Annotated in this window: 11 protein-coding genes; 4 read left to right on the forward strand and 7 right to left on the reverse strand. The window is 54.4% G+C overall.

Going from position 1 to position 13,312, the window contains the following annotated elements; all coding sequences use genetic code 11:
* Window positions 1-49: 49 nt before the first annotated feature.
* Window positions 50-307, reverse strand: a complete 258-nt coding sequence (locus C8N36_RS11330; RefSeq protein WP_097804595.1) for a BolA family protein — start codon at window positions 305-307, stop codon at window positions 50-52.
* 74 nt (window positions 308-381) lie between these two features.
* On the opposite strand from C8N36_RS11330, the gene C8N36_RS11335 reads away from it, so the two are divergent.
* Complete coding sequence (locus tag C8N36_RS11335; protein WP_097804594.1) at window positions 382-1,005, forward strand: J domain-containing protein; 624 nt, start codon at window positions 382-384, stop codon at window positions 1,003-1,005.
* A 250-nt stretch (window positions 1,006-1,255) separates the two neighbouring features.
* Here C8N36_RS11335 and msrB read toward each other — a convergent pair whose 3' ends face one another.
* Window positions 1,256-1,711 (reverse strand): peptide-methionine (R)-S-oxide reductase MsrB, encoded by a 456-nt coding sequence (gene msrB / locus C8N36_RS11340; protein ID WP_097804593.1) that lies wholly within the window; start codon window positions 1,709-1,711, stop codon window positions 1,256-1,258.
* A 273-nt stretch (window positions 1,712-1,984) separates the two neighbouring features.
* On the opposite strand from msrB, the gene C8N36_RS11350 reads away from it, so the two are divergent.
* The gene (locus C8N36_RS11350; protein ID WP_097804591.1) at window positions 1,985-3,358 is read left to right on the forward strand and encodes an L-serine ammonia-lyase; all 1,374 of its coding nucleotides are present in this window, start codon (window positions 1,985-1,987) and stop codon (window positions 3,356-3,358) included.
* 17 nt (window positions 3,359-3,375) lie between these two features.
* On the opposite strand, the gene C8N36_RS11355 is transcribed toward C8N36_RS11350, so the two are convergent.
* Entirely contained in the window at window positions 3,376-3,936 is a 561-nt protein-coding gene (locus tag C8N36_RS11355) for an XRE family transcriptional regulator (RefSeq protein ID WP_097804590.1), read from the reverse strand.
* A gap of 194 nt (window positions 3,937-4,130) precedes the next feature.
* Between C8N36_RS11355 and C8N36_RS11360 the strand changes: the two genes are divergently transcribed.
* Together C8N36_RS11360 and C8N36_RS11365 are read left to right on the forward strand one after the other, a co-directional pair.
* The gene (locus C8N36_RS11360) at window positions 4,131-5,015 is read left to right on the forward strand and encodes a hypothetical protein (protein ID WP_097804589.1); all 885 of its coding nucleotides are present in this window, start codon (window positions 4,131-4,133) and stop codon (window positions 5,013-5,015) included.
* Window positions 5,016-5,035: 20 nt separating this feature from the next.
* Window positions 5,036-5,863 carry an SDR family NAD(P)-dependent oxidoreductase gene (locus tag C8N36_RS11365; protein WP_097804588.1) on the forward strand — a complete coding sequence of 276 codons (828 nt, stop codon included), beginning with the start codon at window positions 5,036-5,038 and terminating at the stop codon, window positions 5,861-5,863.
* A gap of 43 nt (window positions 5,864-5,906) precedes the next feature.
* Here the strand turns inward: C8N36_RS11365 and C8N36_RS11370 are convergent, their stop codons facing one another.
* The 4 genes from C8N36_RS11370 to C8N36_RS11385 all read right to left on the reverse strand — a co-directional run bounded on the left by C8N36_RS11370 (window position 5,907) and on the right by C8N36_RS11385 (window position 12,145).
* A complete protein-coding gene (locus tag C8N36_RS11370; RefSeq protein WP_097804587.1) occupies window positions 5,907-9,209 on the reverse strand; it encodes a calcium-binding protein in 3,303 nt (1,100 codons plus the stop codon).
* A 589-nt stretch (window positions 9,210-9,798) separates the two neighbouring features.
* Window positions 9,799-10,077: a hypothetical protein gene (locus C8N36_RS11375; RefSeq protein WP_097804586.1), complete on the reverse strand. Its 279-nt coding sequence runs from the start codon at window positions 10,075-10,077 to the stop codon at window positions 9,799-9,801.
* A 392-nt stretch (window positions 10,078-10,469) separates the two neighbouring features.
* Window positions 10,470-11,498, reverse strand: coding sequence for an AbrB family transcriptional regulator (locus tag C8N36_RS11380; RefSeq protein ID WP_097804585.1), 1,029 nt, complete (start codon window positions 11,496-11,498; stop codon window positions 10,470-10,472).
* Complete coding sequence (locus C8N36_RS11385) at window positions 11,495-12,145, reverse strand: GntR family transcriptional regulator (protein WP_097804584.1); 651 nt, start codon at window positions 12,143-12,145, stop codon at window positions 11,495-11,497. The genes C8N36_RS11380 and C8N36_RS11385 overlap by 4 nt, the downstream gene beginning before the upstream one ends.
* Window positions 12,146-13,312: the final 1,167 nt, after the last annotated feature.

Consider the following 13,312-nt stretch of genomic DNA (forward strand, 5'->3'; position numbering starts at 1 on the left):
GTTTTTGTATCAAGTAGAGGGCGAGCCAATTTATGGCTCGCTCTTTTTCTTAGACATCAAGATCCAGCGACAACGCGTGGATCGAGGTCACCAGTTCAGCACCCATGGCTTGATGTACCATCCTGTGACGCGCAATGCGCGTTTTGCCCTCAAAGGCCGGACTGCGCAGCATGACATGGAAATGGCTTTCGCCACTGCCATCATCGCCCGAGTGACCGCTGTGGCGGCTGCTGTCATTGCGCACATCTATGGTTGTAGGAGCTAGCGCATCGCTCAACCTTTTGTGAATTTCCGCCGACTTCGACATTTTCCCGATTCGCCCCCTGTAATGTTGCTGAGATTAGTCTAAACTCTGGCGTCCGAGTCGAGAAGAGGTGCACGATGAGCAGGAATGATCCTTTTGGTTTCGACATGTCGATTAAGTCCGCGAAGAAGAAGAACCCGCGCGGGCGTAAGGGCATGACAGGTGAACAAGTTACGTCTACTCGTGCTTGCGAACATGAAGGTTGCGAAGAGCCAGGCAAATTCCGCGCGCCCAAAGCGCCGGATGTTTTGGATGACTTTTTCTGGTTCTGTAAGGACCATGTGCGTGAATATAACGCCAAATGGAGCTTTTTCGACGGCAAGACCGAAGCCGAGATGAATGCGCAAGAAAGCTCTGACAAAGTCTGGGAGCGCAAGACAAAGGATTTCCGTGATCCGGAGGCAAAGGCTTGGGCACGTTTGGGTATTGAAGATCCCCATCAGGTTCTGGGTGACAATGCCACGCGCAATCCCGGCAAGGGCGGCGGTGCAGGTCGCAAGTTGCCTCCAACAGAACGCAAGGCGATTGAAATCCTGGAAGCCAAGGATAACATGACCAAGGCGGAAATCCGTGCTGCCTATAAAAAGCTGATCAAAGTCCTGCACCCGGATATCAATGGCGGCGATCGCAGCCAAGAAGACCAGTTGCAAGAAGTTGTCTGGGCTTGGGAACAAATCAAAGACAGCCGCAGTTTTAAATAGCTGTTCCTGCCAAATCCAAAAAGTTTTGCCGGCTCTGTCTCAGAGCCGGCTTTTCTATGTGCAGATGGTCGTGGGAATGGGGCTTTTCACCAGCCATGGGCGGACTGACCCTACTTAATGCGAAATCAAGTATAGACTTACACGCAAGGGTTGTGTCACACTGAGGACAGGACATATCCTTCTCCTCCCAAACGACACCACACTCACGGTAAACGGGTTCTTGTTTATTGAACAAGAACCCGTTTACCGTTTAAGCGGCATTGAACTTGAGACTGACACCATTGATGCAATGGCGCTTACCTGTCGGGGCCGGTCCATCATCAAAAATATGTCCAAGGTGAGATCCGCAGCGGCTGCAGTGGCACTCCGTGCGGCTCAAAAACAGTTTCCGGTCTTTCTTGGTTCCAATCGCATTGGGCATAGCCCGCACAAAGGACGGCCAGCCTGTACCGCTGTCAAACTTGTCTTTCGCATCATACAGCGGCAGATCGCAGCCGCGACAGGCAAAAACACCATTGCGTTTTTCGTCATTCAAAGGCGACGTAAACGCCCGCTCTGTCCCCTCTTGGCGCATTACATTGTATTCTTGCTTGCTGAGCATAGCCCGCCATTGCGCGTCACTACGTGTCACCTCGTAGCCCGCAGCAAAGGCCGGACTGCAAGTGAATGCTGCCATCGCGCTTGTCAAAAAGGTACGTCGTTTCATTGCAAATCCTCCGTTTGATACACCATGCGCGGCACAGTCAGTCAGTGGCAAGAAACACCTGAGCACATTCGCGCGAGCATTTCCCAAGCCTCAACCGTCTCCGATCAGGGCAGCAAACCCAGAAGGGCCCTGTCATGCGCCATGGACATCCGCAGAATTGCTGATCTGGCGCTTTTTCCGACCAACGGAAATTTCATCCGTAAAGTGTCGCATTTGTTGCGTTTGTAGCAGATGGTTTCGATAGATGTGACACAACACTCACATGAGGTTCCCATGTTCCTTTCGGTCTTTGATATGTTCAAAATCGGCGTTGGCCCGTCTTCTTCACACACCATGGGCCCCATGGTGGCGGGTGGATTGTTTCTGGACGCATTGCGCGCCGCCCCGTTTCAAGCCCACGGCTTGCGCGCGTCGTTGCACGGGTCATTGGCCTTTACCGGCGTCGGCCATGCAACCGACCGTGCCACGGTTCTGGGATTGGCAGGCTTTATGCCCGCAGAGTATGACCATGACCAAGCCGAAGCGACCCTGTCCGAAATTCATGCAACCAAGCAAGTTTCACCGCACGGTTTGGGCCCTTTGCAATTTGATCCCAAGACCGATTTGAAATTCGACTTTGGCCCTGCCCTAGCGGGCCATGCCAACGGCATGATTTTGATGGCGACCGACGCTCAGGGTGATGTGATTTTGCAGGAGGTCTATTATTCGATAGGCGGCGGTTTTGTTCTCACCGAGGCAGAGCTGTCTTCGGGCGAAGATGTTGATCAGGGGCCCAGCATCCCGTTTCCGTTTCACACCGCCGCACAAATGTTGACCATGGCGCAGGCGTCGGGCCTCAGCATTGCGGACATGAAGCGTGCCAATGAGATATCACGTGGCTGCAAAGACAGTCTGGACACCGGTTTGGCCCGGATCTGGGATGTGATGAACAGCTGTATCGAACGCGGGTTGGCACAGGACGGCATCTTGCCCGGAGGGTTGAATGTCCGGCGGAGGGCGAAAAACATCCACGAACAATTAGAAGCCGAGCGCGGATTAAACTGGGCCGCTCCTCATACCATCAACGACTGGATGAGCACGTTTGCCATGGCGGTCAACGAAGAGAACGCAAATGGCGGCCAAGTGGTCACCGCGCCGACCAATGGTGCAGCCGGTGTTGTGCCTGCTGTTATCCGCTACTGGCTGGATTTTGTACCCGGTGCAACAGCCTCAAAGATTCCGGACTTTTTGCTGACCGCTGCGGCCATTGGCGGGCTGGTGAAGTATAACGCTTCGATCAGCGGGGCCGAGGCAGGGTGTCAGGCAGAAGTCGGCAGTGCCAGCGCGATGGCGGCGGCCGGGCTATGCGCTGTGTTGGGAGGCACCGCAGAGCAAATCGAGAATGCCGCTGAAATCGCCCTTGAACACCATCTGGGCATGACCTGCGATCCGGTCAAGGGGCTGGTTCAAGTGCCTTGCATCGAACGCAACGGGCTGGGCGCGATCAAGGCTGTTTCAGCCGCATCTTTGGCGATGCGCGGCGATGGTCAGCACTTGGTGCCTTTGGATTCTGTCATCGAAACCATGCGCCAGACCGGCCAGGATATGCATGAGAAATACAAAGAAACATCACTGGGCGGGTTGGCGGTCAATGTTCCAAACTGTTGACCACTCGAACCTTTTGGTCACCCTGACAAGCGGCAGATAATGAATTTACACCCCTGCCCCTTGGCAGTGGTCAGGCGCAACGCTCCGGACTGGCGAAACCGCAAGGAATCCCCCGGTCCGACCTCATACACTGCAGAGCCCAGCTCTGCGTGCATGTAACCAGACACAACAACCACATGCACCTCAAGCCCCTCAAGATCTTGACCTTCTTGGATAATTTCAGTGCCCGGTGGCAGCCTGCATTCCTCGATCTCTCCGGCAAGGGCCGCCGCCCCCGGCGAGACAATCCGACGGGCAAATCCACTGTCCTCGTCGCGCCACATCGCCTGATCATCACGTCTGATATGCACTGGAAAGCTTTGTTCTGTCATCGCCAGCAGGCGCGACAGGCTCATGGAATGGGCGGCTGCCAGTTTATCCAGCACATCGGCAGATGGGCTGACTTCGGCATTTTCCAACCGCGACAGTGCGGCACGGCTAACGCCACTTGCGCCAGCCAACTGGTCCAAGGTCCAACCCTTGTCGGCGCGCAACCGCGACAGACGGTCGGCGAGCCTGACGGTGAGGTCGCTCTTCATTACTTTCCCCCCGGGAATCTATCCCGTCTGAGGAACTAGACCGGAAAACCACAAAGAACGCAAGCTAAGCCCAGAATTTCACTGCCAAAATGGTGGCTCTTGCTCCCTCAAATTCGGTCTTTGGCTACCGTATCACCGGAAATTACCGCTCTGTTCGGGTATGCGCCTTAGAGGACATCATGGCGAATTCTTGAATGGCCAAACCGCTCTGGATGAGGCTAAATATCTTCGACAGCCATATGCATGGCCCCCACAACAAGCACAGTGACACTATGACCCGAACGCCCAAAATCATCGTGCATGCCGGGTTTCACAAGACTGGCACCAAAAGCGTGCAACTCGCTTTGGAAGAAAACGCGTCACTTCTGGCCCCCTATCTTCGCTGTTTTCTGCGATCCGATGTCCGTAAATTGATCCCCCACGCACGGCAATTCAGCCAAAGCAGGGCGGCGACGGATTTGAAGAGTTTTGGCAAACACTGCCATCTGTTTTTTGAAGGTATGGACCAATCTGACCCCCGACCGATTGTCATCTCTGCCGAGGATCTTTCCGGTTTGATGCCCGGTCGGGGCGGCGTCAAAACTTATGGTGCGGTGCCAGATCTCATGGCCGAAATCGAGCGGGTGGTGGCCGGCGTTTTTGAAGGCATGATTGAGCTTGATATCTTGTTGTCGACCAGACAGCGCGACAGTTGGCTGGCCAGTTTGTGGTGGCAAAATCTACGCAGCCGGCGGATTGATCTGGATTTGAAGGCGCATAGCGCGCTTTTCAGCGAAGCGGCTGACTTACAAAGCATTGTTACGCAAACCCAGCAGGCCTTGTCGTTCGGCAAGGTGCATTCGGCCGCTTTGGAAGACAGCAAATCCGCGCCAGAGGGCCCGGCAACGGTGGTTTTCGATCTGGCGGGCCTTAATCCCGAAACCCGCAGCCTATTGGCAATTGGCGGCGTTCAAAATGCCCGCCCCAAGAATGGCATCGAAGATGTTTTTCTAGCGCTGAACCGTAGTTCTTTTTCGGATGGTACTGTTTCGGCCACAAAAAAAGCACTGCTGCGTGCCGCGCGTCAACAAGAGGCCTGAGGCCAAGCTAAGGAAAAATCATGCAAGGTATTTCGCACACCGGAAAACGCCGGGTCTTTATCACCGGCGGCGGAGCAGGTCTGGGCCGCGAATTGGCCCGGCAACTTGCGGATGAGGGTGCACTGGTTTTGATCGGCGACGTCGATGTTGCAGCGGCCGAAGACACCGCAGCGCAGATCGGAGCTTATGCAATCAAATGCGATGTGCGAAGCGAAGAGGATTTTCATGCCGCAGCGAAATGGCTGCGCGACACTTGGGGCGGTGTCGATCTTTTGATCAACAATGCCGGTGTTGCGCAAATGGGCCCCTTGGTCAAAACGCCCATTTCTGATTGGCAATGGATTATGGATATCAATGTCTTCGGGATTGTCCGCGGGTGTCAGGCATTGTCACCTATCATGGAACCCGGCGCACGGGTGCTCAATATCGCATCGATGGCGGCTATGCTGTATCTGCCAAATTCAGCAGCCTACAATGCCGCCAAATCGGCAGTTTTGGCAATTTCCGAAACCTTGATGTTGGAATGGGAACCAAAAGGAATATCCATCCACGTCGCCTGCCCCGCTTTTTTCCGCACTGATCTGGCGCGCAACATGAGGTCTACTGATCCGGAAACCGAACGCGTGACAAAACGATTGGTGGAACGATCGAGGCTGGGCGCAGACCAGATCGCGACAGCGATCCTTGCAGGACTGGCGGCCGACAAACCGCTAATTTTGACCCATGACACAGCGCGCCGCAGCTGGCTTCAAAAGCGATACCTGCCGTTTGGGATCTATATGAATATGATGCGAAGGCAGTTGAAAAAAATGAACGAGCGCATGGCGCGCCCGTCCAAATCAACCTGATCAAAAACAGACGGGGCGATTTCTCGCCCCGTCTTGGTTTCAATTACAGTATGAAGTCATCCGCGACCAAGGTGTGCGTTCCCGCCAAGAGGATCGAGAAGTCAGCTCCACCACCATCGACATCCGCCCAGATGATCGTATTTTGAACGCCATAGGTGTAGGACAATGTGCCGGCACCAGAGGTGGGACCAAAGCCCGTAAATGTGAAACTATCGTCGCCCGCAAGTCCGGTATTGGCATCCAGCGCTGCCAGCCCGATTTTGTCGCCTTCAGCCTGATTGAAGTCATAAATAGTGTCGCGACCGGGTGCGGTTGCGGCACTGTCGGAAAGTTGGGAGTAGATGAAAACATCCGCGCCTGCCCCGCCATCCAAGCTGTCCTTTGACCCGCCACCGACAACAATATCGTTGCCGCCGCCGCCAGAGATGATCTCCGCCGCAGATGTTCCGACCACAAGATCGGACGACGCTGTTCCAACCAAATCCGTCTTGAAGTAGCGAAGACCGTCGTTTGCATCGATCATGTCAAGTCGGTTGGTTGCGATCCCGGAGAAATGACCCTCGACAACAACGCGGTTCACTCCCTCAACATCCTCGATCACCACGGACGTTCCTGAACGTCGTATTCCAAGTTCAGACAAGTCACTGTCGAGAATGGCAAGGGTGTCCGTCCCGCTACCACCGACTTCCGAGATAACATCACGTCCGTCAGCGCCAAAAGAGAACTCGTATCGATCATTTCCGGTTCCACCAAGCGTCCGGTCATTGCCCGCACCGCCAATGATCGTGTCATTCCCGGTTCCGCCGTCCAAGGTGTCGGCCCAAGTACCGCCGCCGATAAGGTCGTTGCCTTCACCGCCTTCGATGTAGTCAGAGCCGCTCTCACCCCAAAGGCGGTCATCGCCTCCGGCACCATAGATGCTGTCGTTGCCGGCACCGCCTGCGACCATGTCACTGGCATTTACGCCAGTTTCCACGTCGTCGTAGAAAACATCGTTGCCGTCTTCGAGGTAGATCCGGTCAAGACCTGTGCCCCCCCAGACAGTGTCATTGTCAGCTCCGCCGAAAATGGTGTCGTTGCCAGCGTCGCCGCCCATCTTGTCATTGCCAGCCGAGCCGTACAGCAAGTCATTGCCGTCACCACCCCAGATGGAATCGTCGCCGCCGCCGCCGTAGACAATGTCATCGCCAAGCTCGCCAGCGATCATGTCATCGCCATCCGACGCATCGTCGGCAGTGGATCGATAGATATCGTCACCATCGGAAAGGAAGGCACGATCATCGCCAAGGCCGCCCTCGACGGTATCGTCACCCGCCAAAGCGTAAATGATGTTGTTGTCGTCATCCCCCACGATATTGTCGGGACCAGGGGTTCCGGTGATGGTGGTAGATTCAGCAACTTTTGAGCTTTGAGTTGAAGTATAGAAACTTTCAGCTCCCAGTTCTTCAGTCACGCCTTCAAGCAATGCAACTTCGACGCCATCAACGGATACGGACAGGTCTCCTCCAATCACAGTTTGTGTGATGTTGGTTGTTGCCATGGCTGTGTCCAGAGTAACGACGTCAGCCCCCATTCCAATCAAGCTCAGCACATCTTCGCCAGCGGTGAAGTCTGCGATAACAGAACCAGCAACAATTTGCGCGGCGCTTCTGGCACCGTAGGACACGATGAACATGTCGCTGCCCGCACCGCCGACAAAGCGGTTGTTGCCCTGCCCCGCAAGGATGTCATCATCTTCACCGCCAGTGATGGCCACACCTGCGTCAAAGATTTCGATCTCTTCGTAGCTCATGACCAGTTCGGCGCTGTAGACTGTTGCCGGTTTGATATCGCCTTTGATATAGACCGCGAAATCAAAGTTTTCGGACATGTTGACGCCATTTTCAGACACCGTACCTGCCTGGTTCTGCCAGCCCGAGCTTACAGACATCGGCGAATAGTCGGTTTCCCAATCGAGCAAGTTGATTACGGTCTGGGTTTCAGCACCAGTTTCGTACTTCAGCTCGTCTTTGGTTGGCGGTGGTGCCAAGCTGGGATCGGTGGGAATATCAACGCTGGGCAAGTCCTGACCGTATTTGTCAGGCTGAAGACGCCAGCGTGGGCCGGACCCGACATATTCCGTGCCATCTTCATTCAACACAGGTTCGAACGGTTCGCGATCCATGGTTGTGTACCATGCATTGGTAAAGCCCTCGGCACCGTCCGCAGCCCCCATGGCCGCAAGATCACTTGCCGCCCAACTGGCCGCAAGCAAGGCGTCTTTCAAAATGGTACCGGCTTCGTAGAGCGTGCCGTTGCCTGAATAATATGCGTCGGTTGTAACCCAGACCTCACGCGCCCCTTGGCCGTCTTCGTTATAGTCAGAAATCACTTGATACGTCGGTAGCGTGCCGATCGCAGCTTCGTTTTCCAGATCTTCGGGACGGATTTGGTCATTGGGGTTGTTGGTGATCGTGTGATGCACCACAAGCTCTGCCGCAGTGATCTTGAACAAGGGCTGCAGGTCCCCTTCTGCCGCAACTTCGCTCCATTCGTCAGGCAGTTCCAATTCGCCCTCAAGGCGAATGTCGTTTGGCCGCTTGATGGTATTGCCCCAACGGTACAGCAGTTTGCCATCGTCTTTCACGGTCACCGAATAATCGGATGAGGCCGCAATATCGTATTCAATCGAGCTTTCGTTTGGATTTAGGATGTCTTTAATATCGACGACACCGTCCAAGTTTCCATCCGTGATGGTGATCGGGTTTCCATCGCCATCAACGGCAGTTCCCGCCAACAGTTCCGAAATCGATTGCCCGTCATAATCGCCACCAATAACGATCAGGTTGTTGTCCAGCGGGTAGACAGCATCCGGATCATCAGGAAATGCCTGATCTGACAAAATTTCTTGCATTACGTTGTAATGCTCGGTCGAGGCTTTGACAGTGTTCCCCCCCAGACCTGACAACCATGTTCCAAGCAACGCCGGCGTTTTGAACGTATCGGTCTCTACGTTGGACACGACAATACCAAGCTGCTCGCCAGCGGGGCCGGTCAGATCACCAACCCAACCTTCACCGTAAATGCCGTCTTCAAATTCCTTTTCGACAGCTCCGACAAAATCTGTGGAGATAAAGCCGAACTCGCTGTTTACCGGATAAAGAGCGACGCCTTCTTTGGTAATCGATGGATCGGCCGAAAAATCAACAACGGGCATCTCACCCGGCAATACATCACCTTGCGTCAGCCCGTCATAGGTCCCCGTCACATCGCTTGTGCTGAAAACATGCGTTACCGAGTAGTCGGGATTGGTGTTGAGTGGTTGGTCTACATCTTGTGCGGATGCGGGATCAATCAAAGTGGCCATGTGGTTTTCTCCCCAGTTAGAACCCAGAAAGGCACAAACAATCAACAGGATATCAGTTCGATGCCCCTGTGATTGGTAAGGTGCCCCTACAATGAGTGCATCTAAACATTCGACTTGCAGAATGTTATTGATCTACATCAATCCGTATCCGCGTTTGAACGATCATCGACCACAAATGAGCTTTTGAAACGGGAAAAACGAGCTGAAAAACATCGTTCTTCCTCTTCAAAAACAGGGACGATCATCTCTCATTCGCATGGTTACAACAGAGCAAGGGCAAAGATGCACCGCGGGTACATCACCTTGGAAAATAAGACATTCTGTTTATCAAATGTGAACGAAGCATTTCCGGTGAATGTCGCCTTAATCGGGTGCAGGCCGATTTCTTGCCGAGCGGTTTGACGCTGCAGCCTCGGAAAAAAATATTTTTAGAAATTTTTTGGCACCATCTGATACCTTGATCCAGATCCGCCAAAAAGCTCCGTTTTGCCATGTCTCCTTAGGGGGTATCGAACCCGGCACGTTCCGGCAGCGGATTCGATGAGTGGCAGGCGCGAATCAACCCCTGCCGATATTCAAGATTTGAGAGTTATCTCGACCGGCCTTTTCTGCCTTTGCCGCCTTCTGATTTGCCGCCGCTGTTGTCGCTGGCGACGCCGCTGGTCTTGCCATTGGCCGCACGTTCCATGCCCCCGCGCATTTCATCTTCTCCGGGAGTGTCAACGCTGCGGGCCTGATTCTCGTCGTGGTATTTGGACAGTACAGTATCATCAGCCGTCGCCCATGGGTTCGCATGGCTGGCCTGCGCCAAATGGGTGCAGCCCAAAACCAAGCTTGTCGCCAATGCCCATGTCTGGATGTATTTCATTTTGCTTTCCTCAATTCACAGTTTTCGCGGCTCCTTGTGCCGACCTAACATGCGCAGGTTAATACATTGCAGTACTGGAATTTGTTTTTTGGAAAAAGTCGCGGAAAATTGCTCATACATCGAGCTTTGAGATCAGGCGCATCATCTACCAAACCGCGAAATCCGTCTTTGGTGCCCAAGCTGGTTCAAACAAGCGTTTTGCCATTTGGGCCTGCTTCGCGGCAGCCCCCGGTAAATTCAACAGCAATGGGTTTGGGGTGATCGGGTTGGTTTTGTTACTGTCTGCGTCACTGCCGCCGGGCGTTCAAACCGCTACGCGCGTGCCTGCATTGATCACAGCCCATGGGTACCGTTTCTGCAACTCTTTGAAGACAGTCATACGCAACCCCCTTTTAATCAGGCGTATCAGTCCGGAACAATCGCGCAAACAAAGGAGCCCCCATAATGACCACAAAAATCCGCAACACATGGTGGGCAATCACAAACGCCATGTCGGCTCCAACAATCAGCGCCAAGACGGTCAGCTCCGCCTGCCCTCCCGGTGCGAAGGCCAGGATCGTTTCCATCGCCGGAGCCAAATCAAGCAAATGAATGAACTCGGCAAAACATATGGTCAATATCAGCAGTATCACACAAAATCCGATGGCTGCGGTAACAGAGGTGCGCACTTCGGTCATGGTCACGCCGGCATATTTTGCGCCGACCCCCATGCCGATGAAAAACTGGGCCGCCCAGATCGCTTCGGCAGGTGGACGGTGTTGCAAAACACCCGTCAGCGCAAGACTGGCCGCAAGAATGAGAGGCCCCAAAATGGACGCGCCAAACATGCCCAAACGCAAGGCAAGTCGCCAGCCTGCGATGCCGCAAAACACCATCAGTGCCAGCTGAGACGGCGCGATGGTCGCGGCGGGGTCGCCCGGCGGGGTGCTTAAATCAGCGTTCCACGCCCACCGCAAAATGAAGGGCAACGCGATGACAATCACCATGACGCGGGTTGCGTGTATCAGCGACAGAACCCGCACATCTGCACCGGCGTCTTCTCCGAACAGCACCATATCTTGAAAACCGCCCGGCATCGACGCGTAATAGCTTGTGGCAAAGTCATACCCCCAGAGGCGTTGAAAATACGGAACGCCGATCGCTCCGATCGCCGCAATCATCACCGGTATCAGCAGTAAAGTGGGCCACATCGAAGTCATCGACAGCAGCAAGGGCATCGTAAATGTCGCACCGACAGCGACACCCAGTATCGTGCGCATCCCATCGTTCAGCAGCGCATTGCCGCGCATCGGCACACCGACCAAGGCCGCGATCAAACAGGCGACGATTGGTCCAAGCAAAAAAGGCAGCGGCAAGCCCGTCGTTTGGAATACCGCTACACCGAGCACTGAAATCACGATCGGATACAGAGTGTTTTTCATCCGTTCATCACCTTAAGTCTATGGCGCAGCGAGGTTTGCAAATGGGTTTCAGCGGCATCTCCCGCAGCGTCTGAATCGCCACCCCGGATTGCCGTGATGATTGTAGCGTGCTGTTTGCAGACGATTTCGATCCGCGCGTCATCGGCCAGCGTCGTTGGGCCAAGCAACAACAAGGCGTTGTTCAAACCGCGGGCGGCCTCTTGCAAGAACCGGTTGCGTGTTGCCTCATAAATGCATCGATGGAAGTCGTGATTGATCGCTGCCGCCGCCGGTGCCTCGCCTCGGGCCTTGTGAATCTGTGTGTTCAGGTATTCGAGAAAGTCGATTTCAGCAGGGCTAATATGTTTTGCAGCCATTTCGGCGGCCGTGCGTTCCAACACCACCCGCATCTCATAGAGTTCGACAACTTCGGTTTGGGACAAGGTGCGGATCACAGCACCAATGCGTGCACGATGTTCAACAATCCCCTCGTTCTCCAACTTGCGAAGCGCTTCGCGAACCGGTGTGCGCGACAAGGAAAGCCGGTCGGCCACATCGATCTCGCGCAGTCTATCACCGGGTTTGAAGACACCGGCGCGAATGGCCTGATGCAGTTTTTGGTAAGCAGCTTCGCCTTGGGACATATCTTGTATTTCAGTTTGTGCCATGCCGCATCCATTATTGTATCCACTTGGATACAATGCCGCGAATTGAGTGAAAAGCCAACGGCAAAGTCACCCTGTGCTTTGATATCTGCACGTTCCGCATCCAAAGTCGGGACTTTGGCGGCCTTGTGCCGTGCTTAATAGCGAACGTTTTGTTGCACCCCAGGCCAACGATCAGGCTGAATTTCCCCGGTGGGTCCCTCCCCCGGAAGGGGAAAACAATGCCAAGCGCAGGCAATCAATGCACTTAGCTGCGTTGGCGTGGAGCTTTCCAAATTCGAACACGGCACCACTCCGCGCCCTTTCTGAGATGCTCGTTCCACGCAATCGGGCGGAGGCCGGACCTAAGTTGCCTTTGAGTTGGTTTAAATACATTTCTCGCCCGGATCTTGGCCAGATATCATAGGCTAAATCCGCCGCCTCTTTTGACAGCTCCCAAACTTGCAGATGAGGGAGTGGTTATTGACATGCGATTGGCGTGCCTTTGCCGACCGCTCCGACGGCCATGCCCGTCTTGGGCCAGTTTCCGGTCGATTGCGACGTGGCTTTTCCAGCCCGGGGTGGAATGTCGCCGTTGCGGTGGGTCGAAACACTTGGGTTATTCAAAGATGGCCATCTTCATTGCCCGGATTGACAGGCCTCGCTCTCTCACATGCAAAAGCATGTGTTACCGCGCACTAGATACAGACGGCCCTGACGCTTCTGCCCCCTGATATCGCCTGCCCGCTTCAGGATTGGCGTATCAGCCTGCCAGAACGGCGACCGCCTACCTCCGCACCGCGTCTTGGCGGTCGACCCTCCGTTTCGGTTCCATGGCCTGTCTCCTGTGTTGCAGTAAATGCCATCAAAGGAGCGGCATTATTCTGCGGCAGGACCGCATGGGCCTTCAAAAATCATTGGCCCACTTGTCAAGGTGACTGCGGGCATGGATCGAAGTCGCAAGAAGAAGATTACTGGCGGAATCGGATATCAAAACGCCTGTGATGGAACCACGATAATTTGGGACCGTGTTGGGTCATAGACCAGCTTCAGCTCATTGGTTAGTTTCAGCAGCAAGCCTGCGGAACGCAATGCTTACTCCTATGTTTCACGAGCACGGAGCGGCACTAGTAAATACTGACGTTGGACCGCCCGGCTTCCAGAGCGTACTTCACATGATAAATAAGGGGG

This window comes from Pelagimonas varians (genome assembly GCF_003208435.1).
Taxonomy (GTDB): domain Bacteria; phylum Pseudomonadota; class Alphaproteobacteria; order Rhodobacterales; family Rhodobacteraceae; genus Pelagimonas; species Pelagimonas varians.

Coding starts and splice junctions, on each gene's coding strand:
- C8N36_RS11330 (WP_097804595.1), bottom strand. CDS start 307: ATGTCGAAGTCGGCGGAAATTCACAAAAGGTTGAGCGATGCGCTAGCT.
- C8N36_RS11335 (WP_097804594.1), top strand. CDS start 382: ATGAGCAGGAATGATCCTTTTGGTTTCGACATGTCGATTAAGTCCGCG.
- msrB (WP_097804593.1), bottom strand. CDS start 1,711: ATGAAACGACGTACCTTTTTGACAAGCGCGATGGCAGCATTCACTTGC.
- C8N36_RS11350 (WP_097804591.1), top strand. CDS start 1,985: ATGTTCCTTTCGGTCTTTGATATGTTCAAAATCGGCGTTGGCCCGTCT.
- C8N36_RS11355 (WP_097804590.1), bottom strand. CDS start 3,936: ATGAAGAGCGACCTCACCGTCAGGCTCGCCGACCGTCTGTCGCGGTTG.
- C8N36_RS11360 (WP_097804589.1), top strand. CDS start 4,131: ATGGCCAAACCGCTCTGGATGAGGCTAAATATCTTCGACAGCCATATG.
- C8N36_RS11365 (WP_097804588.1), top strand. CDS start 5,036: ATGCAAGGTATTTCGCACACCGGAAAACGCCGGGTCTTTATCACCGGC.
- C8N36_RS11370 (WP_097804587.1), bottom strand. CDS start 9,209: ATGGCCACTTTGATTGATCCCGCATCCGCACAAGATGTAGACCAACCA.
- C8N36_RS11375 (WP_097804586.1), bottom strand. CDS start 10,077: ATGAAATACATCCAGACATGGGCATTGGCGACAAGCTTGGTTTTGGGC.
- C8N36_RS11380 (WP_097804585.1), bottom strand. CDS start 11,498: ATGAAAAACACTCTGTATCCGATCGTGATTTCAGTGCTCGGTGTAGCG.
- C8N36_RS11385 (WP_097804584.1), bottom strand. CDS start 12,145: ATGGCACAAACTGAAATACAAGATATGTCCCAAGGCGAAGCTGCTTAC.